The following is a 26,316-nucleotide window of genomic DNA, read 5'->3' as shown; positions in this document are numbered from 1 at the left end:
TATAAAGGATACCAGATTTGGGGTCATATCGGAATAAACGATTTGCATAATTCTATTATTTTTTTTACGCTTCCCAGGTTTTCATGTTTCCAAACATATATTTTATTCAGATTTTTATACTTTTTTAAGATTAATTTCTATTTCATTGAATTTCTTTGGAATAAAGGATATGATATTACTGAATTTATTCTCGTGAAAACAACGAGCCAAAGTCAAGCTTGTTTGACTTTGGCGACTGCTCACGGGGTTCAGAAAGGATCCTTGCCATGCCCCGCACATTCCAGTATAAATTTCTTCTATATAATCTTCTGGTAGTTATAAGCATTGCCTGCGCCGTAAGTTTTTATAATTATCACTCCTATTATAAGGATGCTATTGAAAACGAAACGGAAAATACTGTCAACCGCATCCAGATACTGTCAGACCGGATGGAAGTGGCTTATGAGGAAATGGTCAATATCGTTGTGACCTGTTCCGAAAGAAAGTCTTTATTTTCTTCCTCCTCCTTAAGACGGTCGGACAATGGGGAATCTGCCTATATTAAGCTGTATGCCTCCAATGTGCTGAGGGATTTCTGTGCGATTTCAGGCTACAGCAAATATATTTACAAAATCACACTTTATAACAATGGGGAAGTCCTCCAGGCCGGGAATGCTTACGGCTCCACCCGCGATGCCGGAGACATCCAAAATGCCCCCTGGTTCCATGATCTGATTTCCAGAGAGAATACCCAGTATCTCCTTTCTCTGGAGGACAACCCCTTTTCTCCGACGAATTACACGCCAAAGCTTCTTCCTCTTTTAAGGCCCTTAAAATATGTCTCCGGCGGCCATCCGGAAGATGCCTGGATATTTCTGGCCATTTCGCCCCGTCTGTTTTCCGATACACTGAAAAGCATGGGGGATGGGCAGATCCTTTATGCAGCCACTTTAGATGGAAGTATTATTTCCTCTGTGAACGGGGATTCTTTTGATGTCTCCAATCTGCTGGCCGCTCTGAAAGACTTTAAAGAACCCCAGGGCAATTTCCGCACCTGGCTGAATGGAAAAGAATGCATCATTGCCTATCAAAGACAAGCCGTCAGCGGGCTGATCTTCTTTCAGATCCTTCCGATTTCAGATTTAAACCTGGACCACGGAGTGATCGGGGGCACCATTGCCCTTATATTCTTTTTTTGCTTTGCCATCGGCCTGACCTTATCCTGGTTCATATCCCGCCAGTTAAGCGCTCCCATCGGCCGCTTGAAAAAACGCCTGGAATTCATATCCATGGGAAATTTCGATCCGGACCGTTCCATTGAGACAGACGACGAGATCGGAAGCATAGGAAAGCAGATCAACCAGATGTCCAACCGGATCTCCGACCTCCTGGAAACCAGGGTCCAAAGCGAAAAAGAAAAACGGGACTTAGAAATTAAAATGCTTCAGGCACAGATCAATCCTCATTTCCTTTACAATACCCTGGATTCCATAAAATGGATCGCAACCATGCAGAAAAACAGCGGGATCGTCCAGGTAGTCACTGCCCTGTCCTCCCTGTTAAAAAACATGGCAAAAGGCTTCAACGAAAAAGTGACCCTCCGTCAGGAATTGGATTTTTTACAGAATTATGTTATTATAGAAAAGATCCGATATATTGAACTCTTTGATGTGACCACTGATGTTGACCAGGAGATTCTTTATGATGCCAAAATCGTAAAGCTGACCCTTCAGCCGATTGTGGAAAACGCCATCTTTAACGGAATCGAGCCAAGCGGAAGAAACGGGCTCATACAGATACACGTTTTTGCCCAAAACGGCGTTCTTTATATTACTGTGAGGGACAACGGCATCGGCATTTCTCCGGAAAACATTGAAAACCTGCTGACGGATACCTCCCGCATCACCAGAAGCAACATGAGCGGAATCGGCCTTCCAAATGTAGACCGGAGGTTAAAGCTGGTTTACGGAGAAGAATACGGATTAAAACTGGAAAGCGAATTAGATCAATACACATTGATTACCATTGCCCTTCCTCTGGAATTCTAGAAAGGGCTGACAAAGGGGTATAAAAACAGCATGTACCGAATTATTATTATAGACGATGAGCCGCTCATTCTGGCCGGCATCGCTTCCCTGATCATATGGGAAAATTATGAATGCACCATTATCGGAAAGGCGACCAACGGCCCTTCCGCCTATGACATGATCATGGATCTTCATCCGGATATCGTTATAACGGATATCCGGATGCCTGTGTTAAGCGGGCTGGATCTGGTGGAAAAATGTAAAGAAAGCGGCTGCAGCTTTGCTTTTATCGTGTTGACCAACTTAGAGGAATTCCATCTGGTGAAAAAGGCCCTTTCCCTGGGTGCCTCTGACTATCTGGTAAAAATCGATTTAAATGAAGAAGCTCTTGTGGCCGCTTTGGAGCGGGCCAAGGAAGCCTGCGAACTGCTTGTCAATAAACAGCAGCGGATTGCGGACAGCCAGCTTAAAAGCAATCAGGAGGACCTGGCAAAGACCATGTTTCGCCACCTTTTTCTTTCTCAGGAGGAGGTTTTTGAAGTTCCGGAAGAACTGGAGAAACAGTATCCGGCTCCTTTTGTTATTCTGTTTTCCTTAAACCCTATTCATATAGACTTTGAGACAGGCGGGGGCAGCTATGACCTGCATTCCGTCAGCAGGCAGCTTATTGACATACTGGGCGGGATCGCAGCAAGGTTTTTCTTTCATTATACGATTCTTGAATACCGGCAGGATACCTTTCTCACCACAGCTTCCTTAAAAGGGGAAGCTTTTTCCCAAAGCGTTATAAGGGATTTTTGCCAGAAATTCAGCGTTGCATTAAAAACCTATTTCGAACTATCTGCCGTTTATGGGGTCAGCAGGGGAAAGGAAACGATTTCAGAGCTTCCCCAAGCATTCTCCGAGGCCTTGACAGCGCTGGAATACTATTACTTTGACTCTTCATCCCAGGTGGTGTTTTATGAGGGGCAGGCCTCCCATTTCAGCCAGGCAAAGAAATTCAACATCAATGTATTTAAAAAGGAGCTGACCGCTTATATCAGCCAAAACGACAGTGAAAAGCTGGCCACCATCTTTGAAGAAATCATCATCCTGTTCCGGGAAAACAAGCCGCGTAAGGAACAGGCCACCAGCGCCTGCATCAACATCTACACCTACCTTTATTCATTTTTTGAAACAGGGGATGACAGTTACCAGGACATCTTTCCCTATACCATCAACATTGCCGAGCAGTTAAATCATTTTAACAGCCTGGAAGACATCCTGGAATGGCTGAGAAGCTTCTGTCAGAAGCTTTGCCGGCTTTTAAACGACCGGAAATCCACCCGTTCCGACAAGCTGGTGGACTTAGCCAGAAACTACATTAAAGAACACTACATGGAAAAGCTGACCCTGGCCGATGTTGCGGAAGCCTTAAACATCAGCTCCGGCCATTTAAGCAATACCTTTAAGAAACTGACAGGGACTACCCTGTCCGATTACATTGCACAAGTGAAGATACAGCATGCCATGGAACTAATTGATACCCACCAGTACCTGATGTATGAAATCTCTGATAAGCTGGGCTTTGATAACCCCTATTATTTCAGCAAGGTATTTAAAAAAGTTACAGGCATATCACCAAGAGAACACGAAAACCGGATCATCTATCCAATTACAGATGAAGGGAGTTAAATCCATGCCTCCAGTTAATCTTTTGATCAAACCAGCTTCCGGCATGTGCAACATGAGATGCCATTATTGCTTTTACCATGATATTACGGAAAAAAGAGAGCAAGGTTCTTATGGCTTCATGTCGGAGGAAACTTTAAAAAACGTCCTGGAAAAAGCCCTTGACCACGCAGACATCGCCTGCACCATCGCCTTTCAGGGTGGAGAACCCACCCTGGCTGGTCTTCCCTTTTTTGAGCAGGCCGTCAAGCTTTCAAAGGAATATAATAGGAAAAACCTGGAAATACACTTCGCCCTTCAGACCAACGGCTATAGCCTGGGACCTGAATGGGCGGAATTTTTCGCCAGAGAACATTTTCTGATAGGAATTTCCATAGATGGGACCATACATACCCATGATTCTTACCGGAAAGGCGGAGATGGCAAAGATACATTTTTAAATATCATGAAAACAGTGGACAGCTTCAACCAATATGGTGTGGAATATAACATCCTCACCGTGGTGAACCGGAGAACTGCTTCTTCCATCAGAAAAATATATCAGTATTATAAGAAGATGGGCTTTCATTATCTCCAGTTCATTCCCTGCCTGGATCCGCTGGATACTCCCTCAGGAACCATGGCATATTCCCTGACGCCGGAGTTATACGGGCAATTCCTGTGTGATCTGTTTGACTTGTGGTATGAGGATCTAAGTGCCGGAAATGAGATCTACATCCGCCAGTTTTACAATTACCTCTCCATTATATTGACCGGAAACGCGGAATCCTGTGATATGAACGGCTTATGCAGCATTCAAAACGTCATTGAAGCCGATGGCGAGGTTTATCCCTGTGACTTCTTTGTTCTGGATGAATACAAGCTGGGCAATTTAAACAATACAGATTTTGATGAAATACACAAAAAGAGAATGGAAACCGGTTTTCTCTCTTCCCAAAAAGCGCCTGACGGCCAGTGCCAGGCCTGTTCCTACTTTCCTCTGTGCCGGGGCGGCTGCTACCGCCACCGCATCATGTCTCCGGAAGAGGACCAACGCAATTACTTCTGCAAATCTTATCAGATATTTTTTGACCGCTGCCTTCCGAGGCTTAAACAGGCGGCCTTCTGGATGCAAAAAAAGGGGTAGCTTTCTACCCCTTTTTTTCATCCAACTGTCATAAATTTTAATCCCCATAAGTTCCTTTTGATTTCACCAGCTTTGGCCGGTAACCCTGGGCCGTAAGGGCAGCCATAATGGCATTCTTATGCTCTGTTCCGAATGCCTCCAGGGTGATGCGAAGCTCCACTGCCGCATTCCGGTTGATGCTGATAAACTGGTTGTGCTCTAAGCGGATGACATTCCCCTGTTCTTTTGCAAGGAGTGCAGATACCTTTGCAAGCTCTCCTGGTTTATCCGGCAGAAGAATGGATACGGTAAAGATACGGTCTCTCTGGATCAGACCGTGCTGAACGATGGATGCCATGGTGATTACATCCATATTTCCTCCGCTTAATATGGAAACGACCTTTTTATTCTCCACGTTCATATGCTTTAAGGCCGCAACTGTCAAAAGTCCGGAATTTTCCACGATCATCTTATGGTTTTCTACCATATCCAGAAATGCGACAATCAGTTCAGAGTCTTCAATGGTAATGATATCATCTACATTTTCCTGAATGTAAGGGAAAAGTTTGTCTCCCGGGCATTTTACAGCCGTGCCGTCGGCGATGGTGTTGACGGTGGGCAATTCCACCACCTTTCCCTGGCGCAGAGATTCCTGCATACAATTGGCGCCGGCCGGTTCCACGCCGATGATCTTGATTTTAGGATTCAGCATTTTTGCTAAAACGGAAACTCCGGTGCATAAGCCGCCGCCGCCGATGGGAACCAGAATGTAATCAACCGTAGGAAGTTCTTTCACGATCTCCATGGCAATGGTTCCCTGCCCGGCAGCCACATCCAGATCATTAAAGGGATGGACAAAGGTCAGTCCCTTTTCCTCGGAAAGCTTGTTGGCGTAATCACATGCCTCGTCAAATACGTCTCCCTCCAGTATCACTTCGGCACCATAGCTTTTAGTGCGGTTGACCTTCATAAGAGGCGTTGTTGTAGGCATGACGATTGTCGCCGGAATTCCTGCCAGCTTTGCCGCATAGGCGACACCCTGGGCGTGGTTTCCTGCAGAGGCGGTAATAAGGCCCTTTGACTTCTCCTCCTCTGAAAGGGTGCTGATCTTATAATAAGCTCCCCTCACCTTGTACGCACCGGTATACTGCATATTCTCCGGCTTTAAATATACCTTATTGCCAGTCTGGTTGGAGTAATATTCACTGTATATCAGCTTCGTTTCCAGGATAACCTTGCTAACGACTTCCGATGCTTCTTCAAACTTTTCCAATGTCAACATACTTTACGCCTCTACTTTCTCTTCTACGTGAAACAATGCGCTTACAAATTCTTTTGCATTGAATTTCTGCAGGTCATCAATTTTCTCTCCTACCCCAATGTATTTGACTGGAATCCCCAGCTCCGACTGGATCGCCACTGCAATTCCCCCTTTTGCGGTACCGTCAAGCTTTGTCAGAATAATACCGGTAATGTCGGCAACCTCCATAAACTGCTTTGCCTGTACAAGAGCATTCTGTCCCGTGGTTCCGTCCAGCACTACCAGGGTCTCCCGGTAGGCTTCCGGATATTCTTTATCAATGATCCGGTTGATTTTTTTTAGCTCTTCCATCAGGTTTTTCTTATTATGCAGGCGGCCTGCAGTATCGCAGATCAAAATATCCGCATGTCTGGATTTTGCCGCAGCTACTGCATCAAAAACAACTGCCGCAGGGTCAGAGCCCTCCTGCTGGGCTATGATGTCCACTCCTGCCCTTCTGGCCCACTCGCTTAGCTGTTCAATGGCTGCCGCACGGAAAGTGTCTGCTGCGGCAACGATGACCTTTTTACCGTCATCCTTCATCTGCCCGGCCAGCTTGCCCACTGATGTGGTCTTTCCCACTCCGTTTACGCCAATCACCAAAAGAACGGACCGCTGTTTTTCAAATTCATAGGCATTTTCCCCCAGGTCCATCTGCTCCATGATACTGTCCATGAGAAGCTGCTTGCACTCCAGCGGATCCTTGATGTTCTGTTCTTTTACCTTTTTCCTCAAATCCTCCATAATGGACATGGTGGTCTGAATGCCTAAATCCCCCATGATCAGGATCTCTTCAATCTCTTCATAAAACTCATCATCAATGGCTGAAAATCCGCTGAATATGGAATCCACGCCTGCGATAATATTATCCCTTGTCTTCTGCAGTCCAGCAACCAGCTTCCCAAAGAATCCCATTTTCTCACCCATAGTCGGCCTCCTTAACTTTCTAAATCTTCTTCAATCAGGTTTACAGAAACAAGCGTCGAAACGCCCTTTTCCTGCATGGTAATACCATACAAACGGTCCGCAGAAACCATTGTACCACGTCTGTGTGTAATGACAATAAACTGTGTATATTTTGTCAGCTTATGCAAATATTTTGCAAAACGGTCCACATTGGAATCGTCTAAGGCCGCCTCAATTTCATCAAGCAGGCAAAATGGTGAGGGCTTTAGGTTCTGGATGGCAAACAGCAGCGCAATGGCTGTTAATGCCTTTTCCCCACCGGAAAGCTGCATCATATTCTGAAGCTTCTTGCCAGGGGGCTGGGATATGATCTGGACTCCTGCTTCCAGGATGTCCTCATCCTCCACCAACTCCAAGGTTCCCCGTCCTCCTCCAAAAAGCTCCCTAAACACCTTGTCAAACTCCAACCGTATTTCACGGAACTTTTCTTCAAACTGTTTTCTCATTCCAATATCCAGTTCATCAATGATCTTTAACAGGGTGGCTTCGGCTGTAACCAGATCATCGTGCTGGGTCTTCATAAAGACGTAGCGCTCTGATACCTCCTTGTAATCCTCGATGGCATTGACATTGACATTGCCAAGCTTTCGGATATCTTCTTTTAAGGACTGGATCATTCGTTTGATCTCAGGCAGAGACGTCCATTCTTCATTTCTCAAGTCCTCTGCGGTAGAATAGGTCAGTTCATATTCATTCCACATGTAATTGACATGGCTCTCCATCCACTCATCCAGCTTTTCCTTCTGGCTTTGCAGACGGAATAATTCTTTATCCAAAAGGCTGATCCGGCCGGTAAGTTCTTCCCTCTTTTGGAACAATTCCTTCTGCTCCCTGGAGCTGGTTTCCTTTTGTGCGGACTTCTCATTTATGATCCGCTCCAGCTCTTCCGATCGTATCATTTCCTCCTGGATCCTGCCCTTTAAGCCTTCAATTTCCTTTTGTTTCTCTTCAATAATGGAATTGGGACCATTGGTTCCGCTTGAAAGTCCGTCAAGTTCTTCTTCCAGACGATGAATCTCTTCCTTTATGCGCCGGATATTTTCCAGTTCAAAATCATCCTTCTGCTTTAAACCTGAAGCTTTAAGCTGGACGGACGACAGATCCTTGGAATACTGCTCCCTGTCTGCCCTGGCCTTTTCAAGCTGCCCATTTAAACGTTCCAGTGCTCCAACGGTTTCCTGGTTCTGTTTTTCCAGGCTGTCTACGGCAGAAAAAAGCTCCTGCTGGCTGGCGCTGATCTCCCGTATCTGTACTTCAAGCTGGCCGTTTTCCCGTTCCAAGTCTCCGTAGGATTCCTTGATTTCCTCTTTTTTATCTTCGATCCGGCGTATATTTATTTTAACCGTATTTTGCTTTAAATAAAGCTGCTGTTTTTCCGTGCGGATCTTTTCCAGTTCTTCCCTGCATTCTGCAAGGAGTCCCTCATTTATCACCAGCTCCTTCTCCAGCCGTTCCACATCAGAAAGGGCCTTGGTGCAGATCCCTTCCAGTTCTTCCATTTCCCGTTTACGTCCCAGAAGATTGCTGGTATTCTTAAAAGCGCCGCCTGTCATGGAACCGCCTACGCTTAAGAGTTCTCCTTCCAGGGTTACGATCCTGACAGAATACTGAAATTTCTTTGCAATGGCAATGGCGTGGTCAATGGTATCCACTACAACCACACGGCCCAGCAGATAATTTAAAAGGCCTTCATACTGGTCATCCGCTTTCACCAGGGTATTGGCAAGCCCCAAAACTCCCGGCTCCGCTAACACCCGGTCCTGACGGAAGGAATCCCTGTTGGCAATGCTGGTTAATGGAAGGAAGGTAGCTCTTCCGTACCTGTTTTTCTTTAAGTATTCGATCAACTGCTTTGCGGTTGCCTCAGAATCAGTAACAATATTCTGGATGCTTCCTCCAAGAGCGGTCTCAATGGCGACCTCGTATTTTTTCGGGACTGCGATCAGATCCGCCACAACTCCGTGGATGCCGTGGATCCGGTCCCTTACCTCCATTACCCGGCGGATACTTCCGCCGTAGCCTTCATACCGTTCGGCAATGTTTCTTAAGGATTCCAGCTTTGTATAGCTGGTATGGTATTCCTGCTGCTTATCATTTAAATTTTTATTGAGCCGTTTGACCTCACCTTCCAGCTCCTCTGCCTTGCTCTCACTGAAAGCCTGGGCGCTCTCCCCCTGGGCGATCCCGGTTTCGATCTCATCAGCTTCCTTTTGAAGAGCCGCCAACTGTTCATCCTGCTCCGATTCATCGCTTTTAAATTTTAATAGCTTCTGGCAAACCTCGGAGCGGCGTACATTCACCTGTTCCAGCATGGTTTCATACCGCTGCTGTTTTGCAGTCAGGGAAGCCTTTTCATTGAGAATGTCAATGATGCCGCCCTTTCCCTCCTCGATCTGCTGCTCCAAAAGGCGGATTTTCTCATCCTCTGAACCAAGGATCTCTTCCGCCTCTTTCAGCTCCTTTACCGCAGCTTTCACCTGGCCGGCGATCAGGGAACGTTCTTCCTCGTAAGAAGTCTCCTGATCCACTTTCATCTGGATCTCTCCATGAATGGATCTCATACGCCCGGCAATGTGTTCCGCATTCATCTGTTCTGTATTGATCTGTTCTTTTAATACATTGATCCGGCCTTCTAAGCTTCCCATTTCCACATTGGATTTATTTTTCTCATTCCTGGCTCCGCTGACGGCTTCATCCAGCTCTGCTAAATATGTATCCAGAACGTCATACTCTTCCCGGATCCCTTCCGATGCCTGCTTTGCGTCTTCCAGATCATGGGATACAATGGTTTCCTTTTCCCGGTTTTCCTTCACCTGGATCTGTATCCCCTTTGTCTCCATCAGGAACTGGTTCACATCGTATCTTTTTAACTCTTCCTTTAGGCGAAGATACTCCTTTGCCGCCTCAGACTGCCTTGCAAGAGGCCCTACCTGCTTTTCAAGCTCTGTAAGGATGTCATTGACACGGATGAGATTCTGTTTTTCATCTTCAAGCTTTTTCTGGGCAATGAGCTTGCGCCGTTTAAATTTAACGATGCCGGCGGCCTCATCAAACAATTCCCTGCGTTCCTCCGGCTTACCGCTTAAAATCTTATCGATCTGTCCCTGCCCGATGATGGAATAGCCTTCTTTTCCGATTCCCGTATCATAGAACAATTCAAAAATGTCCTTTAAACGGCAGGCACTGCCGTTGATCATATACTCGCTTTCACCGGAACGGTAAACCCTTCGGGAAACCGTCACCTGATCGTAATCAATGGCCAGATGGTGGTCGGAATTATCAAGGGTAATGGCAACATAAGCAAAGCCCTGAGGTTTTCTCGTCTCTGTACCGGAGAAAATCACATCCTGCATGTTGGAGCTTCGAAGCTGCTTTACTTTCTGCTCTCCAAGCACCCAGCGCACGGCATCGGCAACATTGCTCTTGCCGCTGCCGTTAGGGCCGACGATGCCGGTGATCCCGTTATGAAATTCAAAGACAATCTTATTTGCAAAAGACTTAAAACCCTGGATTTCAATACTTTTTAAATACATATCCCACGCCGACAGACCTTACAGGGCCTGCCCTTTCTTTTCCTATTTCTTGTCCATGCCTTTTGGACATAAAGGTATACCCGAAGGGTGTTTCCTATTTATTGTCCACGTTTTTTGGACATAAAGGTATACCCGAAAGGTGTTTCCTATTTCTTGTCCATGCCTTTTGGACATAAAGGTATACCCGAAGGGTGTTTCCTATTTCTTGTCCATGCTATTTGGACATAAAGGTATACCCGAAGGGTGTTTCCTATTTCTTGTCCATGCTATTTGGACATAAAGGTATACCCGAAGGGTATTTCCTATTTATTGTCCATGCTTTTCGGACATAAAGGTATCTCCGGAGGGTGTTTCCATATTCTTAACACTGAGGATCCCATGATAGGCAGCCACCTGCTCCGCTGCCTTTTTCGTCCGTCCGGTTCCCCGGCCGATTACCTCCTGGCCGATAAGGACCTGAGCCTCAAACACCTTGTTGTGATCCGGTCCCTCTTCCCGCAAAAGTTCATAGCTTAATGGCTCGTCCGTTTTACTCTGTACGATCTCCTGTAAGATAGTCTTGCTATCATAAAAGAGCTGTTTATGTTCCAGATCATTCATGATGAAACGAAGGATAAACTCTTTTGCATTAGCAAAACCACCGTCCAGATAAATGGCCCCAATCAGCGCTTCCATAGCATCAGACACAATCGACGCACGCCCCCTGCCTCCTGTGGCTTCTTCTCCTTTGCCCAAAAGCAGGTATTCTCCAAGCCTTATATTCTCTGCACAATAGGCAAGAGTCGGCTCGCAGACGATGCTGGCGCGTATCTTTGTTAAATCCCCCTCCGGATTTTCCGGATACTTGTGATACAGGCAGTCACTGGAAACCACTTCCAGAACAGAGTCTCCCAAAAATTCCAGGCGCTCGTTGCATTCCAGCTTGTTTAACCGGTGTTCGTTGGCAAAGGAGCTGTGAGTCATGGCCTGTGTCATGAGATGCCTGTCCGAAAAACGGTAGCCAATCCGCTCCTCCAGTTCTTTTAAATTTCTGCTCATTATACACCTCTTTCTCATTATGAAAGAAGGTGCTGCGGACAGACTAAAAAGTCCCTGGCAGCACCCACATCTATTAATTTAAAGCATTCTTGATCTGTTCTACTGCGTCGCTGACACTTACGATGTTTTCTGCCACTTCCGTCGGAATCTCAATATCAAATTCCTCCTCAATGCCCATAATGATCTGGAACACATCAAGGGAATCAGCGCCAAGGTCATCCACAAATGTGGAGTTTATGGTCACCTCATCCGGCTCAATATTTAACACCTCTGCAATTATGTTCTGTAACTTCTCAAATTCCATCTTTTTTCCTTCCTCTCTCCTAATCTTGATTTCCTTATTCTTGCCCATTCTTTTTGGGCATAATGGTATGCCCGAAGGGCGTTCCTTATTCTTGCCCATTCTTTTTGGGCAGAACCCACCCCGCTATATCGGGTGTAGCGGTATGCTCGAAGAGCATTCCTTCATTTTTTTATAAGACTTTCTCTTATCTTATCATTAATTCCCTGTTCTTTGAAGGTTACACATTGAAGTATGGAGTTCTTTACTTCTATTGCTTTAGAATTCCCATGGGTTTTTACTACCAGGCCATTCAGCCCCAGAAGCGGTGCTCCGCCGTACTGGGATGCATCAAATGATTTTAGGGTTTCCTTTAAAGCAGGCTTTACAAGCAGAGCTCCAATCTTGCTCCTTAAACTTCCCATCATACCGCTTTTCACCTTGCCTATTAAGGTCGCACCTACTCCTTCGTAAAGCTTCAGGATTACATTGCCTACAAATGCCTCACAAACAATGACATCTGCACCGCCACGGGGAATTTCCCTGGCTTCAATGCTTCCGGTAAAATGGATATTCTCACACTCCCTTAACAGTGGAAAGGTCTCCTTTACAAGCGCATTTCCCTTTTCCTCTTCTGCTCCTATATTGACGATAGCCACTCTTGGATTTTTGATCCCCACTACATGCTCCATGTAAAGGGATCCCATTCTGGCAAACTGTACCAGATGGGAAGGCCTTGCATCCACATTGGCTCCACAGTCAATCAGCAGGGAAACGCCTTTTTCCGTAGGAATAAGCGATGCCAGCGGTGGTCGTTCCACCCCTTTGATCCGTCCGACAATCACCTGTCCGCCAACCAATACAGCGCCTGAACTGCCGGCTGATACAAACGCATCCGCCTCCTTTTGTTTTACCAGATTCATTCCCACAACGATGGAAGAATCTTTCTTCTTCCGTATGGCATTAACCGGAGGTTCTTCCGTCTCGATTACCTCTGACGCATTCACAACCTGTATCTGTTCCTTTGGGTACGTATACTTTTTCAGTTCTTCTGATACAATATGTTCCTGCCCTACTAAGAGAACCTGAATTTCTTTATTCGCATTTACCGCCTCTACGGCTCCGGCAACTATCTGAGCCGGTGCATTGTCGCCGCCCATGGCGTCTACAGCTACTTTTATCATCGTGATCCTCCTTTCGATAACTGCCTAAGATAATCTATTACATAATATACTAAATATTAATCTATAAATCAATAATAAATTAAGAAATTTAAAAGATCATGCAGAACCGCTGTTTTTCCTGCTTTTTTCCACCTTCTTCATAATGTAGAAATATGAAATTCCCGTAAACACTCCGGCGCTTGTCCAGGCTGCCGGATCGCAGGCGCAGGCCAGAGGAAAGCTAAGAAGCCGGATAGCCAATGCAGCGGTTATCAGCCTTGCAGCAAGCTCTACGACTCCTCCCAGCATGGGAAGAAAACCATAACCGCATCCCTGCATGGTGTTTCTGAATATAAAGATCATTCCGAGAGGGATATAAAAAACTGCACATAAGTAAATATAGGTTTTGGCCCATGGGAGCATTTCCGTAATATCCACATCACCGGAAAAAAACAGTCTTAATGCGTAAGGAAGGATCAGGCAGACTATGACAGAAGAAAGAGCCGAATAAACGATCTCTGTCACCAGCACAAGCCTGACGCCGTAGCGGATCCTTTTTATATCTCCCTTTCCATAATTCTGACCCGAATACGTAGCCATTGTCTGACCCATGGCTACCATTCCCTGAAGAACCATGCCCTGAAACTTATTGGCGGCCGTGTAGGCTGCTACTGCAGTTGAACCGAATAGATTAACGGCCGACTGCATGATAATGGTTCCCGAAGCCGTGATCCCAAACTGAAGAGCCATGGGAATCCCCACAGAAAGCTGACGCTTTGTGTCTGTCTCATTCAGCTTCCAGTGATGCCTCTTTGGAGTTAAAACCGGCACCTTTTTATAGATATAAGAAATGCAAAGAACCGCGGATATTCCCTGTGATAAATTGGTCGCCCACGCAGCTCCCGCCACTCCCATTTTGAAATTAATAACAAAAACCAGATCCAGTACCACATTCAGGCCGGCAGAAAACATCAGGAACAAAAGAGGGATCCGGCTGTTCCCGACGGAACGGAGATAAGAGGAAAACAAATTGTAAAATACATTTGTAACGATTCCCATACAGATGATAGAAATATAAGTATAGGCATCCTGGAAAATATTTTCAGGCGTGTTCATAACTCTTAAAAGCGTTTTCATGAAGAAAAGGCTTAAAACCGTCATAAACACAACAACAAAAGATGACAGGATGATCCCATTGGCCACAGAACGTTTTGCGCCGTTTTCATCCCCTGCTCCAAACCGCTGGCTGGTAAGGACCGTAAACCCGGTACTCATACCCTGGGAAAATCCTATGACCAGAAACATAATCGTGCCGGTGGAGCCAACGGCAGCCAGGGCATCCGGACCTACAAAGCGGCCCACGATAATGGTATCAACCATGTTATAAAGCTGCTGAAAGATATTTCCCATAAGAAGGGGAAGTGTGAATTTTAAAATGATGGGAAGCGGATTGCCTCTTGTCATATCGGTTTCCATTTTTTTCCATCCTAAGCTCATAAATTTTATCGCCTTTTATGAGGCGCAAAGGCTATTTTACCACGTTCCTTCTCAGTTGTCACCGTTCTTTTTCAAAAATCCCATACCTTATTCATAGACCGCAGCCATAACAGCTCCATAGTCCCCGATTCTCTCCCCAAGCAGGGCAGGAACGATCCTGCACGTGGCAGCCGAAGAGGCAAGAGCCTCCCTGCGGATTTCCTCCCACATGGCTGTTTCCAGGAATTCATGACTTCTGGCGTATATGCTTCCGGCCACTATTACTTCCGGATTCAGGATATCGATAAGTATGGACAGTCCTTTCCCGAAATATGCTCCCGACTCCCTTAACAATTCTATGGCATCCTCATGGCCTGCCCTGGCGGCATCCGCCACATCCTTTGCTTTAATCGCCCCTTTTTCTCCCGTCTGGAAGGAGGCTCTTCTCCCCTCTTTTTCCATCTGCTCCGCCTTTTTTACTGCCATCTGCCGGATTCCTCCGCCGCTGCAAAATCCCTCCAGGCTTCCTGCCTTTCCATACCCCACCGGTCCATCCTCTTTAAGGCGGATATGCCCCACTTCTCCTGCCATGCCGCAGGCTCCCGTATATAAACGGCCGTTTAAAATAAGTCCTGCCCCAAGACCGGTGCCAAAGGTGAGAAATATCATATGAAGAGATCCCCTTCCGGCTCCATACTTCCATTCGGCCAGGGCGCAGGCATCGGCATCATTTAACATCCTGGCAGGGATCTGAAGCTTTTCCGACAGATAAACCACAACAGGGACATTAACCCAGCCCGGCAGGTTTGGGGGTGAGCTGATGACCATGCGGTCCTGGCTCAAAGGGCCTCCGCAGGAGATTCCTATGCGGCAGTCTGTCCGGCAGACTCCATGAGTTTTCAGCATCCCTTCTGCATGGCCCCATAAGGCGTCTAAAACTCCTTTCCAGTCCGGTGTTGTCTGTATTTCCACCCGGTCCTTCCATACGACATTTTCCCGATCCAAGCGGCAAAGCAGCACTGCACACTTTGTTCCTCCAATATCAAACCCTATGATATGCATTGTAATACCTCAGTCCTTCTAAAAATATGCCAACAGAGCAGGAACCGGCGTACCGGCCCTGCTCTATCTCTGTCATGAAATCTGTCTATGGGGTTACCCCCATATTACTTCAGTGTTTCCTTTGTCAGAACGGAAACTCCTGTGTCCATGTTCTTGTCTCCTGTATCCTTGTCTTCCAGGGAATTAACTGCTGTCTTCACTCCCTCATATCCCATAACGTCAGGATTCTGAGCCATGGTTGCCAGGAGATAGCCTTCCTTGATCAACTGAAGGATCATGTCGGATTTATCAAAGCCCACGCCGATAACAGTCTCGCCTGCTTCCTGAATGGCATTGCCGGCTCCAACGGTAGAGCCTTCATTGGCTCCGAAGATGCCTACGCAGCCCTGGGTGATATAGTTTGCTGCAATATCCTTGGATTTTGCCGCATCGCCTTCCCCGTACTGGGTTTCCAGAATTTCAAACTTTGTTCCCTCAAATGCGGAACGGAAGCCTTCTTCTCTGGCTACTGTAGATGCAGTAGCAGCATTGACATTGACGATACCGATCTTACCGGATTCAATTCCTTTTTCCTTTAAGGCTTTGATCATTTCTTCTCCTGCGGTTTTTCCAGCAGCCTTATTATCTGTTGCAAGGGTCTGGATGGCCGGCAGGGATGCTGCGGAGTCTACGTATACCACTTTCACTCCTGCGTCCATGGCTTCCTGTAAGGATGCGGTAACTGCATCAGGACCGTTGGCTGCCAGTAAAATGGCCTCAGCACCTCCTGCCACTGCATTATTAATACATTCGATCTGCTTTGCATCATCTTTCACATCAGGAGCCAGCCATTTATAATCTACATTCCCAAGCTCCTTCACCGCTTTCTGAGCACCTGCATCCACGTTTACCCAGTGCTGGTCCATTTGATCCATAGTGATTAAATAAACCTTGTGAGAGCCTCCTCCTGAAGCTTCCTCTTTCTTTGTTTCCCCTGCTGTAGTAGCCGCTGCTTCCGTAGCAGCCGCAGTGGTTGCCCCGGTCGTAGCAGCAGCCTCCTTCTGCCCGCTGCTGCAGCCTGCGCACATGGATACAATCATTCCCATAGAAAGAACAGCCGCCAATACCTTTCGCTTCATAAACCTTTTCCTCCTTAAATTTGGATATTTTAAATTTACCTATATTAAAGCCTCAGGCTCCAATACCATGTTTACGATTCTAACTTACTTTTCTTCCCAAGCTTTCCGCTTCTTACGATCACATCAATCAATACGGAGATCACCACAATGGCGCCAATGACAATATTTCGGATGGCAACCGGAGCCCCTGCAAACTGAAGCCCGTTCTGCAGCACTCCCCAGATGGAAGCGCCGATCACCGTACCGATAAGGATTCCCTGGCCTCCTAAGGTCGATACCCCTCCGATTACGGAAGCAGCCACAGCATACATTTCATAGGCATTGCCGGCATCCATGGTGCCCATACCGCTTGTTGCACAGATCACCAGTCCTACGATGCAGGAGCAAAAGGCGCTGACCAGATAAGCCTTTATTGTGGTTGCAACGATATTTACCCCGGATAGCTTGGAAGCCTCTATGTTGCTGCCGATTGCATAAATATGCCGCCCGGTCCTGGTTTTACTCAATAAGAAATTAAATACCAGCCATAATACAATGGATATGATTACCGTATTGTACACTCCGGCGATCTTTCCATAATAAAAGAAATCCCGAAATCTCTTTGCCCCGTCTCCGATGGCATCGGTATTGTAGTTGTTATTGACGATCTGGGCAATGCCTCTGGCAATTGTCATGGTGCCTAAGGTTGCAATAAAGGGGGGAAGCTTGCATTTTGCCACCAAAAGGCCGTTGACGATACCTACGATCAGACAGCACAGCAAGGTGACAAGTACTGCGACCCATGGATTCATGCCCTTTGTCATCATTGTCGCAGATATCATACAGCTCATGCCCACTACAGAACCGATAGACAAGTCAATGTTGCCGGTGATCAATACATAGGACTGGCCGATGCCGATTAACAGAATCGGCGCAATCTGGCGTAAAAGGTTCGCAACATTTTTCCCGGAAAAGAATGTAGGGTTTATGATGCCAAAAACAACGCACATAACGATAAGTCCTAAACCTACGGTAACTACCTGCCCCATCCCGCGAACGGCAAACAGCCTTTTATACCAACTCTGTCTTTTACTATTCATGTTACCTCTCCTTGCCCTTTTCTTAACTGATCTTACTTTCAAACTGAGTCGCAAATTTCAGGATCAGATCCTGGGTTGCCTCAGCCGTCATCAGTTCCCCTGTAATCTTCCCGTCGCACATGACAATGATCCGGTCGCTGATGCCCAGAACTTCCGGCATTTCCGATGAGACGAACAAAACGCCGATGCCCTTTTGCTTTAATTCGTTCATCAGGTTATAGATCTCTACTTTTGCCGCCACGTCAATGCCTCTGGTGGGTTCATCGAAAATCACCACCCGTGAATTTCGTGCCAGCCATTTTCCAACCACCACCTTTTGCTGGTTGCCGCCGGATAAGCTTCCTGCATCCACCTCTGGGTTCGGCAGCTTGATTTTTAAGGAAACCACTGTTTTATCTGTCATTTCCCTTTCTTTTTTCCTGTTGACAATCCCCAGCTTTCCGCACAGCATATCCAGATTGGGAAGGGCAATATTATCCCGTATGCTGAGCTTCGTGCAGAGGCCATCCTTTTTTCTGTCCTCAGGAGCCAGCACGATGCCGGCCTTTATGGAATCCTCCACCCTATGAATGACGACTTCCTTTCCATCCAGGAAAATCTGCCCCGATTCCTTGGGATCTGCCCCAAATATGGCTCTGGTGGTCTCCGTCCTTCCCGCTCCCATCAGCCCTGCAATGCCCACGATCTCGCCTTCGTGAAGCTCCAGACTGATGTCCCGGACCAGGCGTCCGGCATTTAGATTACGTACCTCCAGGATCTTTTCCCCCTTTTTGCAGGTGACCCTGGGGAATTTCTGTTTGATTTCACGTCCCACCATATGGGAGATGATCTCTTCCATCCGGTTCTGATCGAAATCCATGGATGTGATGAATCTTCCGTCTCTCATGATGGTGACCCTGTCCACAATATGCTTCAGTTCTTCCAGGCGGTGAGATATGTATACAATTCCGCAGCCTTCCTTTTTCAGCTTTCTAATGATCGTGAAAAGATCATTGATCTCCTTTGATGTCAGTGCCGATGTAGGCTCATCCATGATCAATACCCTGGCATTCATGGAAAGAGCCTTGGCAATCTCCACCATCTGCTGCTTGGATACCGCCAGGCTTCCTACCAGCTCCTCAGGATCTAATTCAATATTCATACGGCTCAGAATCTCGGCCGCCGCCTTGTTCATCTCTTTTTCAGAAAGGATCATTCCCTTTGTCCGTTCCCGTCCCAGGAAAATATTTTCCGCCACGGTCAAATGCTGGCACATGTTCAGTTCCTGATGGATGATCGCTATTCCCAGTTCCTTTGCTTTCTGTGTGGTCATTTCCCGGATATGGTCACCGAATACCTCTATGGTCCCCCCATCCCTTGGGTAGACACCGCTTAATATTTTCACCAGTGTTGATTTTCCCGCACCGTTTTCACCTAGCAATGCCATAACTTCTCCTGATTTTAAGTAAAAGGAAACATCGTCAAGCGCTTTTACACCAGGGAATGTCTTTGTAATATTCTGCATCCGCACAATATCTTCCTGCATAACTCTCACCCTCATACTTCTCTTAAATTCGTTGTCGTTCAGCCATGCCACTTACCATTGGTGGACAGAATATATTCCCGGAAGGCGTATGGTTTTGCCTCCAAAGGAGGAAGGCCCTCTCATCCGCCGCCTGCTCTGCTCATGGAGCAGCGGATTTACTGCATCCAGGCTGAACTGTGGCTTAAATTCCAGTTGTTGTAACTTCTGCAATCAGTATATCATCGGAAGCCTACGGATAGTAGGGGAGATTCTTTCGTTTAAGGGGGGCAATCTTTGGCAAGTGCAGGAGTAAAAACAATCCTGCATCTGGCTCATTGCCTGCATAAATGAAAAACAGGCAGCCAAACCGCCTGTTAATCTTTTTTGTCACCAGCCTACTTTATAAAATTCCTCTTTCATATACTCTACCGCCGCCTTTCCAGCCTGGAGGATTATCATCCGGTCTGATACATCCATGTTGTCAGCAAGGTTACTGGTGAGAATAAGCACCGAGATCCCGCTGTTTTTCAATTCCTGGATTAAATCCAGCACATAACGCCTTAAGTACATATCTCCCTTTGCCAGAGGCTGGACGCATACAACGACCCTGGGGTGAAGCAGATGGATCCGGTAATAAGCCAGCCCGTATTTTTCCCGCAGGCTTAAATGGTCAATCTTGGCCGCATCAATGCAGGCCCCCACCTTTTTCCTATATTCCTGACCTACACTGCGAAGATGGCTGCGCTTTAAATTCCCCAGCCGCACCTTCCTGTCCAGTAGAAAGGTCAGGTTTTCCATGTAGCTCATATCCCGGAACAGGAAGGTTTCTGCCGGGTCATCGGGGATGACGGCTACCCCTTCCTTAAAAAAGTCCTTAGGCTCCTCTCCTGAAAAGAACCGTTCCCCCAGACAGATCCTGCCTCCGCTGATTCCCCTGCGGCCGGAGAGAACTTCCACCAAAGGCTCCCATGTCTGGTTATCCGTATCCAGTATCATCAGGCATTCCCCTTTTCTTAAAGAAAAGTCCACCAGCTCTTTCCCATTCAAGTGCACTCCTTCCAGCTTAAGGACAGCCTCCTCCTTTGGTTCCCGGATCCGGCTGCCGGATAAGTCAAAGGATATGGTATATGGCTGAAGGGCAGTTTCCACCATTTCCTCCTTCTCGAAGACCTTCCAGATGGTCCCATGATGAAAAAGAGCCGCCCGGTCAGCGATCTGGAACACCTCCTGATGGTGGTTTCCCATATACAGGAATGCGATCCCCCGCTTTGCCTGCTCCCGGATAATGTCCTGAAACTGCTTTAGCTCCATCTGACTTAAAAAATTGCTGATCCGGTCCAGGATGATGAACCGGCACCCCGTTAAAATGGCTTTTAAAAGCTCCGTCACACACCGTTCAAAGGCGCTTAAGGTGGAAACCCGGCGCTTAGGATCAATGGACAGCCCCAACTCCCCCATCAAAAGCTCCACCTGATGATCCAGCACCCTGCTGTTGATGATATACTTTTTAAACCCCTTCCGCATGACAAATAAGTTATCCGATATGGTCAGGCTGTCTATGAGCCTTCCCCCCTCCTCGATCACATAGACCCGGTTGTCCGTGAAATCCGAGTAGGAATAATGGTTTACCCGGTTCCCTTCGTAATAGACTCCGCCAAAATTAATGGGAATATTATGGCAGATGAGGCGGATCAGTTGGGTACAGCCCTTTGCATCAGATATAAGGAAGCCCATAATCTCACCCTGGAGAATATAAAAATCCAGATTATCCAGATAACGCTCCCCGTTTTCTTCCAGGGTAACATGATTCAGCCGGAGAATTTCCTTTCTCATCTCATCACCTCACAGTTGGTCAGTCCTTTACCAGGGGAAGGGATATCTCCACATCCGCCCCTGCATCTACCTGGCTGTAGACATGGATGCCATATTCTTCTCCAAAGAGCAGCTTGATCCTGTTGTTGACATTCTGGATTGCAATGCCGCCTTTCCGGTCCGTATCAGGGTTAACGTCATCTAAGGACAGGCTTTTCAACTTTTCATTCAGCTTTCTCACCCTGTCCGCCTCCATGCCAAGCCCATCATCAGATACCTTGATGATCAGCCTGGAATCTGTCACAGAGATTTTAATGATTAAATGCCCTTCTCCTATTTTCCGTTCGATCCCATGATAGATGGAGTTTTCAACCACCGGCTGAAGGGTCAGCTTTGGCAGGCGGTATTGGAGGATCTCCATTTCATCCAGTTCCTCGGAAAAGGCATACTGGATGCTTAACTGCAATTTTTTCCCAAAGCGGAACTGCTGGATGTAATAATAGTTCTCTATATTTGCAAGCTCATCCTCTAAGTTCACCAGATGGTCTACATTGGAAATGGTATAGCGGAAAAAGGTGGCAAGGGCCTCTGTCATCTCCGCAATACTGTCAACTCCCAGGGTCAGGGCCTCACTTCGTATGCCCTCCAGGGTGTTATACAGGAAGTGGGGATTGATCTGGTTTTGAAGAGCCAGGTATTCCGCCTGTTTCTTTGATACATTAATAAGCTCCCTGGTTCCCAGCATCTCCAGAAACCTTTGATTTACCTGTTCGGATTCCGGGCCGTAGGGATAGCGTATTTTAAATATGTCATTTAAAACGCTGCCGGAAGCAAACTGCCGCTCCACCCGTTTTGTTTCCTCCATGGGCTTATAAATCCCATAATATCCGCCGTATATAAACAGCGCAATCAGAACTGAGGCCGCCATCAAAAGCCACATTTGTTCCGGCCGCCCCACGGTCAGATACAGGGCATACCCAAGCAAAAGTAAAAATCCAATAAAAAGGCCTGATAAGAGAAGAACCACTCTCACGGACAGAAACCGAAACTTTTCCTTCATGATACGTCTCCTTCCTGTCAGGAATAAAGCTTCCGGTACTCATTTGGCTTTAATCCGGAATATTTTGTAAAGTTTTTAGTAAAATACTTTACATCGCTGTATCCTACTTCCCCGCATATGGACGCCACACTTAAATTCGTTTCCTTTAGCAGGCTTTTCGCCTGTTCCATGCGCACCTCAGATAAAAATTCCAGAAAATTCTTACCTGTCTCCTTCTTAAACAGGGAGCTGAAATAGGTTGGATTAAATCCGGCGACTTCACTGACAGTTTCTAAGGTAATGGCTTCCTTGTAATGATCCCTGATATATTTTTTTGCCATGCGGATGGGGCGGTTATTCTCCTGGATTTTTCCGGCTACGGCCTTATCATAGGAAGCGGAGATCTCTTTTATAAGATAGCGCAGGACCTCTCTTGCAGAGGAACAAAATTCCACCCCCTGGTTAAACCGTTCCATGAAATTCTGCTCAATGGGGATCTTATGATTTTTCATGAAAAACAGATAGAGATTGCACACTTCCCGGCACATCTGCAAAATTTCATGCCCTGTCATATCCGGCTGCTCCAAAAGCCCTTCCTTCAGTTTCATCAGGCAGTCCCCCACCTGCTGCCGGTCCAGGCTTTCCAGGGCCGTATTCATGTTCTGGTTAAACTGGGTGAACCACTGGCTTGATGCCAGATGAAGGGAGCTGCGCAGTTCTCCTTCCAATAGCTTGCCGTTTCCGGCCACCAGCCGCTGTTCTACCAGATGCCTGGCTGATTTTAAGGAAACTCTTAGCTGGGCCACATCCCTTACAGGTGTTCCAAAGCCAATGGTCACACGAAGCCCTTCCAAAATGGATTCCAGCACAGCAAGCTCATTTAATATGTTTTTACACTGCCTGCGGATAAGTTTCCTGCTTTCCTCTCCATAATTCAGGAATAAATAAATATGGCTGTTTTCCACATACAATTCCCAGTCAAATACCTGGCTTTTCAGCATCTGATCCGCAATCTGAGTTGTCTTTTCTGTCAGAAATTCCAGGTTTTTCTCATCAGGCATGGAAATTCCATCAAATTTGACACAAACAATCTGGAAACATCCCGGCTTTAGCTGATAGTAATACTGCTTGTTGATTTCTTCCAGACCGGAACGGTCCTGTTCGCTCCTGTCCCTGTACAGAACACTGGAAAACCAGGTGGTCCGCAGCCTTTCCGCATCACTTTTTCTTACAAGTCTGACCCGTTCTTCATAGGTCAACTGTTCATTTCTTTCATTATACCGCTCTCTTAATTTCTCCAGAGTTTCCGTCAGTTCCTGCTTTTTAATGGGCTTTAACAAATAATCGCTGACTCCGTACTTGATCGCTGTCTGGGCATATTCAAAATGGCGGTATCCGCTGATGATCACGAATTCCACGCCAACATTCAGTTCCCTGGTTTTCTTTACCAGGTCCAGGCCGTCATATCCCGGCATCCGGATATCCGTAATCACCACATCAGGAGAAAGGGCTTCGATCTTTTCCAGGGCCTCGATCCCATTGTTGGCCACACCGCAAAGCTTCATATCCAGTGCCTGCCAGTCGATCAGCTTCTCGATCAACTGGCAGATCTTTTCTTCATCGTCTGCTATCAATACTTTTAACATGTTTATCCCCCTGCTGTCCCCGTTTCTTCTGCCATTATAACATGTTCGTCCGGGTGAAGGAAGTAGTGTTAAAAGAAAAGCAGGCATAATGCCTGGAGAGGTTTCATTTCCTTAATCAGCTTAATGGCATTTGTCATTCCCACTTGAAAAAGCGGAGTGAAATGCTGATACATACCATTGCAATCACAAGCATCACCATAACAGGCACAAAAACATCCTCCATGGGCAAACCCAGGGAAGCAGCCTTTAGAAGTTTAATTCCCTGTGTTAACGGCAGTATATCTGCGGCTTTCTGAAACCCAGCGGGCATTACTTCATAAGGCAGGGTGGCACCTGAAAAAATAAGCATTGGAAAATATAACAGACTGGCGGCTGCACCGGCTATTTTTGTGTTAGGCGCAATTCCTCCAACCAGCAGCCCAATGCTGAACATGGACAGCATAACCAGTAAGTATGCCCCCAGAAACTGAAGCCAAGAGCCTTTTAATTGGTAACCGAAAAATATCACCCCTGTTGTGTAAATAAGAATAAGGGATGCAATGGAATAAAGAGCATAAATGACAACCTGTACTGCCAGGATAAGGGCAGGCGCAGCAGGCGTTACCTTAAACCGCTTCAATATCTTTCTGTTTCGATAATCAGACACAACCAGAGGAAGGCCCATCACACCGCCTGCACAAATGGCTATGGAAGATACGGCACCAAAGGACTGTTCCAGAAACGTATATTCTGCGCCGTCAAAAGCGGGCTTATTTCCAAAGACTCCTCCTAAGATGACAACAACGGCAACAGGCATGCAGATGGCAAAAATAAACATATCCAGCCCGCGAAGGGACAACTTTCCTTCAATTTTCAGTAACGTTTTAAATGTTCCCATGTTCACCCTCCCCGTCGGTATACCAAAGATATGCATCTTCCAATGTTTTATAAGGACTTGCTGCGATTGCTTCTTGTATCCTGCCGCCGAATATGCTCTCCCCATTTTTCAGTATCATGATTTTGTCACAAAGGGCTTCCACCTCATCCATAAAATGAGAGGTCAGCAAAATGGTGATCCCTTTCGCTTTTAACTGGGAAAGGCTCTTCCACACGTCCCGCCGTGCCTTGGCATCAAGCCCTGTTGTCAGTTCGTCTAAAAACACCACTTCAGGATTGGGGATCAGCGCAAGCACGATAAAAAGCCGCTGCTTCTGGCCTCCTGAAAGCTCGCTGACCAGGCTTTCCAGTTTGCCGGAAAGTCCAAACTGATCCAGAAGAACACCATAATCCAGGGAGGCTTTGTAAAGGGAAGATGTGACTTCACAAAGTTCAGCCACCTTGATTTTGTCCTGATAATTGGCTTCCTGAAATTGAACGCCAACCCTTTCAAAAAGCTTTTTCCTGTCCTTTCTGGGATCCATTTCCAAAATGGATATTGTTCCCCTATCCTGTTTTTTCGTTCCCAGAATACATTCAATTGCAGTGCTTTTACCTGCACCGTTGGCTCCCAGCAATCCAAATACTTCTCCGCGGCAAATTGAGATATTAATATTCTCTATCGCCTTGACATGGCCGTAGGACTTACACAGCCCTTTGACTTCAATGGTTGTTTCCATGTGTTGAAATCCCTCCTGTTTTCTTTTTTCATAAAAAGAATAACACCAGAACAAAGTCTGGTGTCAAAGTGTAGGGTTTGTATCAAATTGTTTTTTCATTTTCTTAAGATGGGCCAACATAACTTCCCCGTTTTCCTCAGCGTAATGCAAAGAGGTGAGCAGCTTATCGCATACGGAAATAATATCATCGCTTTCCTTTGGCGTATCAATCACTTGCCGGATATCTGCTTTGGGGTCCTGGGATAAGGTGTTCAGCATTCGCAAAATTGCCGAAAGGGAGTAGTTGGCGCAGCGCAGGGAGCGTATGATCTTGAGCCGCCGGATATCTTCATCCCTATAAACCCGATAACCGTTTTGCTTTCGTTTTATGGTCAGCAAGCCGTTCATTTCCCAATTTCTTAAGGCATCCATTGAGATCTGTAAATAATCGGCCGTTTCTTTTCTGGTTAAAACCATAGTATCATTTTTTTGTCTTTGGCCGTTCCCTGATAACAGCTTTTCAGTGATCTCAATGGCTTCTTCTGCGTTTCTTTGTTCATTTCTTATTTGGTGCAGATAATGTTCCGTCAACTGAATCCCTTTGTCAAAATTCCCGGCAGCCGAGGTTTTAATAATAACAATTGCCTGCTTTCTCAGTCCATTTTGCAGGACCTCAACCTTTAGGGCGGTTCTTGCAAACTTAATCTGTTCCATATGAAAATCTGTAAAAATGCGATAGCCATTCGCCATTCGCTCTGGTTTTGGAATAAGCCCAAGCTCCTCATAAAGGCGAACCGTATTGGGATGGATTCCTGTACTGTGTGCAATTTCAGATGTCTTGTAAATATTCATTCTCTTCTATCACCGCCATTCTATTCCACCATATTATCATGACTTAAAAGTCTGGTGTTATAATGGAGAGTTATCATTGTAACTTATAAGAA

The 26,316-nt window shown here is 46.4% G+C and carries 20 protein-coding genes; 3 read left to right on the top strand and 17 right to left on the bottom strand.

The annotated features are described in order from the left end of the window. The first annotated feature begins 266 nt into the window (after positions 1 to 266). The 3 genes from ACYVD3_RS25275 to ACYVD3_RS25265 are packed head-to-tail and all read left to right on the top strand — an operon-like array spanning position 267 to position 4,803. Positions 267 to 2,027 (top strand): sensor histidine kinase, encoded by a 1,761-nt coding sequence (locus ACYVD3_RS25275; protein ID WP_460645267.1) that lies wholly within the window; start codon positions 267 to 269, stop codon positions 2,025 to 2,027. A gap of 30 nt (positions 2,028 to 2,057) precedes the next feature. Beyond that, positions 2,058 to 3,680 carry a response regulator transcription factor gene (locus tag ACYVD3_RS25270; protein WP_460645266.1) on the top strand — a complete coding sequence of 541 codons (1,623 nt, stop codon included), beginning with the start codon at positions 2,058 to 2,060 and terminating at the stop codon, positions 3,678 to 3,680. 4 nt (positions 3,681 to 3,684) lie between these two features. Continuing rightward, on the top strand, positions 3,685 to 4,803 hold the full coding sequence (locus ACYVD3_RS25265) for an anaerobic sulfatase maturase (RefSeq protein ID WP_460645265.1): 1,119 nt from the start codon (positions 3,685 to 3,687) through the stop codon (positions 4,801 to 4,803). Between the two features lie 37 nt (positions 4,804 to 4,840). Here the strand turns inward: ACYVD3_RS25265 and ilvA are convergent, their stop codons facing one another. The 17 genes from ilvA to ACYVD3_RS25180 all read right to left on the bottom strand — a co-directional run bounded on the left by ilvA (position 4,841) and on the right by ACYVD3_RS25180 (position 26,224). Further along, positions 4,841 to 6,064 carry a threonine ammonia-lyase gene (ilvA, locus tag ACYVD3_RS25260; RefSeq protein WP_460645264.1) on the bottom strand — a complete coding sequence of 408 codons (1,224 nt, stop codon included), beginning with the start codon at positions 6,062 to 6,064 and terminating at the stop codon, positions 4,841 to 4,843. A 3-nt stretch (positions 6,065 to 6,067) separates the two neighbouring features. Next, a complete protein-coding gene (gene ftsY / locus ACYVD3_RS25255; protein WP_460645263.1) occupies positions 6,068 to 7,009 on the bottom strand; it encodes a signal recognition particle-docking protein FtsY in 942 nt (313 codons plus the stop codon). 11 nt (positions 7,010 to 7,020) lie between these two features. Beyond that, the gene (gene smc / locus ACYVD3_RS25250; RefSeq protein ID WP_460645262.1) at positions 7,021 to 10,581 is read right to left on the bottom strand and encodes a chromosome segregation protein SMC; all 3,561 of its coding nucleotides are present in this window, start codon (positions 10,579 to 10,581) and stop codon (positions 7,021 to 7,023) included. Positions 10,582 to 10,887: 306 nt separating this feature from the next. Further along, positions 10,888 to 11,619, bottom strand: coding sequence for a ribonuclease III (rnc, locus tag ACYVD3_RS25245; RefSeq protein WP_460645261.1), 732 nt, complete (start codon positions 11,617 to 11,619; stop codon positions 10,888 to 10,890). A 73-nt stretch (positions 11,620 to 11,692) separates the two neighbouring features. Beyond that, complete coding sequence (gene acpP / locus ACYVD3_RS25240; RefSeq protein WP_460645260.1) at positions 11,693 to 11,923, bottom strand: acyl carrier protein; 231 nt, start codon at positions 11,921 to 11,923, stop codon at positions 11,693 to 11,695. Between the two features lie 161 nt (positions 11,924 to 12,084). Beyond that, on the bottom strand, positions 12,085 to 13,083 hold the full coding sequence (plsX, locus tag ACYVD3_RS25235) for a phosphate acyltransferase PlsX (RefSeq protein ID WP_460645259.1): 999 nt from the start codon (positions 13,081 to 13,083) through the stop codon (positions 12,085 to 12,087). Between the two features lie 96 nt (positions 13,084 to 13,179). Then, a complete protein-coding gene (locus tag ACYVD3_RS25230; RefSeq protein WP_460645366.1) occupies positions 13,180 to 14,538 on the bottom strand; it encodes an MATE family efflux transporter in 1,359 nt (452 codons plus the stop codon). A 108-nt stretch (positions 14,539 to 14,646) separates the two neighbouring features. Beyond that, on the bottom strand, positions 14,647 to 15,600 hold the full coding sequence (locus tag ACYVD3_RS25225) for an ROK family protein (RefSeq protein WP_460645258.1): 954 nt from the start codon (positions 15,598 to 15,600) through the stop codon (positions 14,647 to 14,649). A 104-nt stretch (positions 15,601 to 15,704) separates the two neighbouring features. Then, on the bottom strand, positions 15,705 to 16,718 hold the full coding sequence (locus ACYVD3_RS25220; protein WP_460645257.1) for a substrate-binding domain-containing protein: 1,014 nt from the start codon (positions 16,716 to 16,718) through the stop codon (positions 15,705 to 15,707). 71 nt (positions 16,719 to 16,789) lie between these two features. Then, positions 16,790 to 17,797: an ABC transporter permease gene (locus ACYVD3_RS25215; RefSeq protein WP_460645256.1), complete on the bottom strand. Its 1,008-nt coding sequence runs from the start codon at positions 17,795 to 17,797 to the stop codon at positions 16,790 to 16,792. Between the two features lie 22 nt (positions 17,798 to 17,819). After that, entirely contained in the window at positions 17,820 to 19,322 is a 1,503-nt protein-coding gene (locus ACYVD3_RS25210) for a sugar ABC transporter ATP-binding protein (RefSeq protein WP_460645255.1), read from the bottom strand. A gap of 366 nt (positions 19,323 to 19,688) precedes the next feature. After that, complete coding sequence (locus ACYVD3_RS25205) at positions 19,689 to 21,134, bottom strand: ATP-binding cassette domain-containing protein (RefSeq protein WP_460645254.1); 1,446 nt, start codon at positions 21,132 to 21,134, stop codon at positions 19,689 to 19,691. A gap of 19 nt (positions 21,135 to 21,153) precedes the next feature. Continuing rightward, positions 21,154 to 22,173, bottom strand: a complete 1,020-nt coding sequence (locus ACYVD3_RS25200; protein ID WP_460645253.1) for a sensor histidine kinase — start codon at positions 22,171 to 22,173, stop codon at positions 21,154 to 21,156. 17 nt (positions 22,174 to 22,190) lie between these two features. Then, positions 22,191 to 23,798: a response regulator gene (locus tag ACYVD3_RS25195; RefSeq protein ID WP_460645252.1), complete on the bottom strand. Its 1,608-nt coding sequence runs from the start codon at positions 23,796 to 23,798 to the stop codon at positions 22,191 to 22,193. A 133-nt stretch (positions 23,799 to 23,931) separates the two neighbouring features. Then, the gene (locus ACYVD3_RS25190; protein ID WP_460645251.1) at positions 23,932 to 24,675 is read right to left on the bottom strand and encodes an ABC transporter permease; all 744 of its coding nucleotides are present in this window, start codon (positions 24,673 to 24,675) and stop codon (positions 23,932 to 23,934) included. Continuing rightward, entirely contained in the window at positions 24,662 to 25,393 is a 732-nt protein-coding gene (locus ACYVD3_RS25185) for an ABC transporter ATP-binding protein (RefSeq protein ID WP_460645250.1), read from the bottom strand. The genes ACYVD3_RS25190 and ACYVD3_RS25185 overlap by 14 nt, the downstream gene beginning before the upstream one ends. 63 nt (positions 25,394 to 25,456) lie before the next feature. Further along, on the bottom strand, positions 25,457 to 26,224 hold the full coding sequence (locus ACYVD3_RS25180) for a MerR family transcriptional regulator (protein ID WP_460645249.1): 768 nt from the start codon (positions 26,222 to 26,224) through the stop codon (positions 25,457 to 25,459). Between the last annotated feature and the right edge of the window lie 92 nt (positions 26,225 to 26,316).

The organism is Lacrimispora brassicae, from assembly GCF_054772055.1.
The sequence above is the reverse complement of the archived record's forward strand: the minus strand, read 5'-3'. Positions and strand labels throughout refer to the sequence as shown.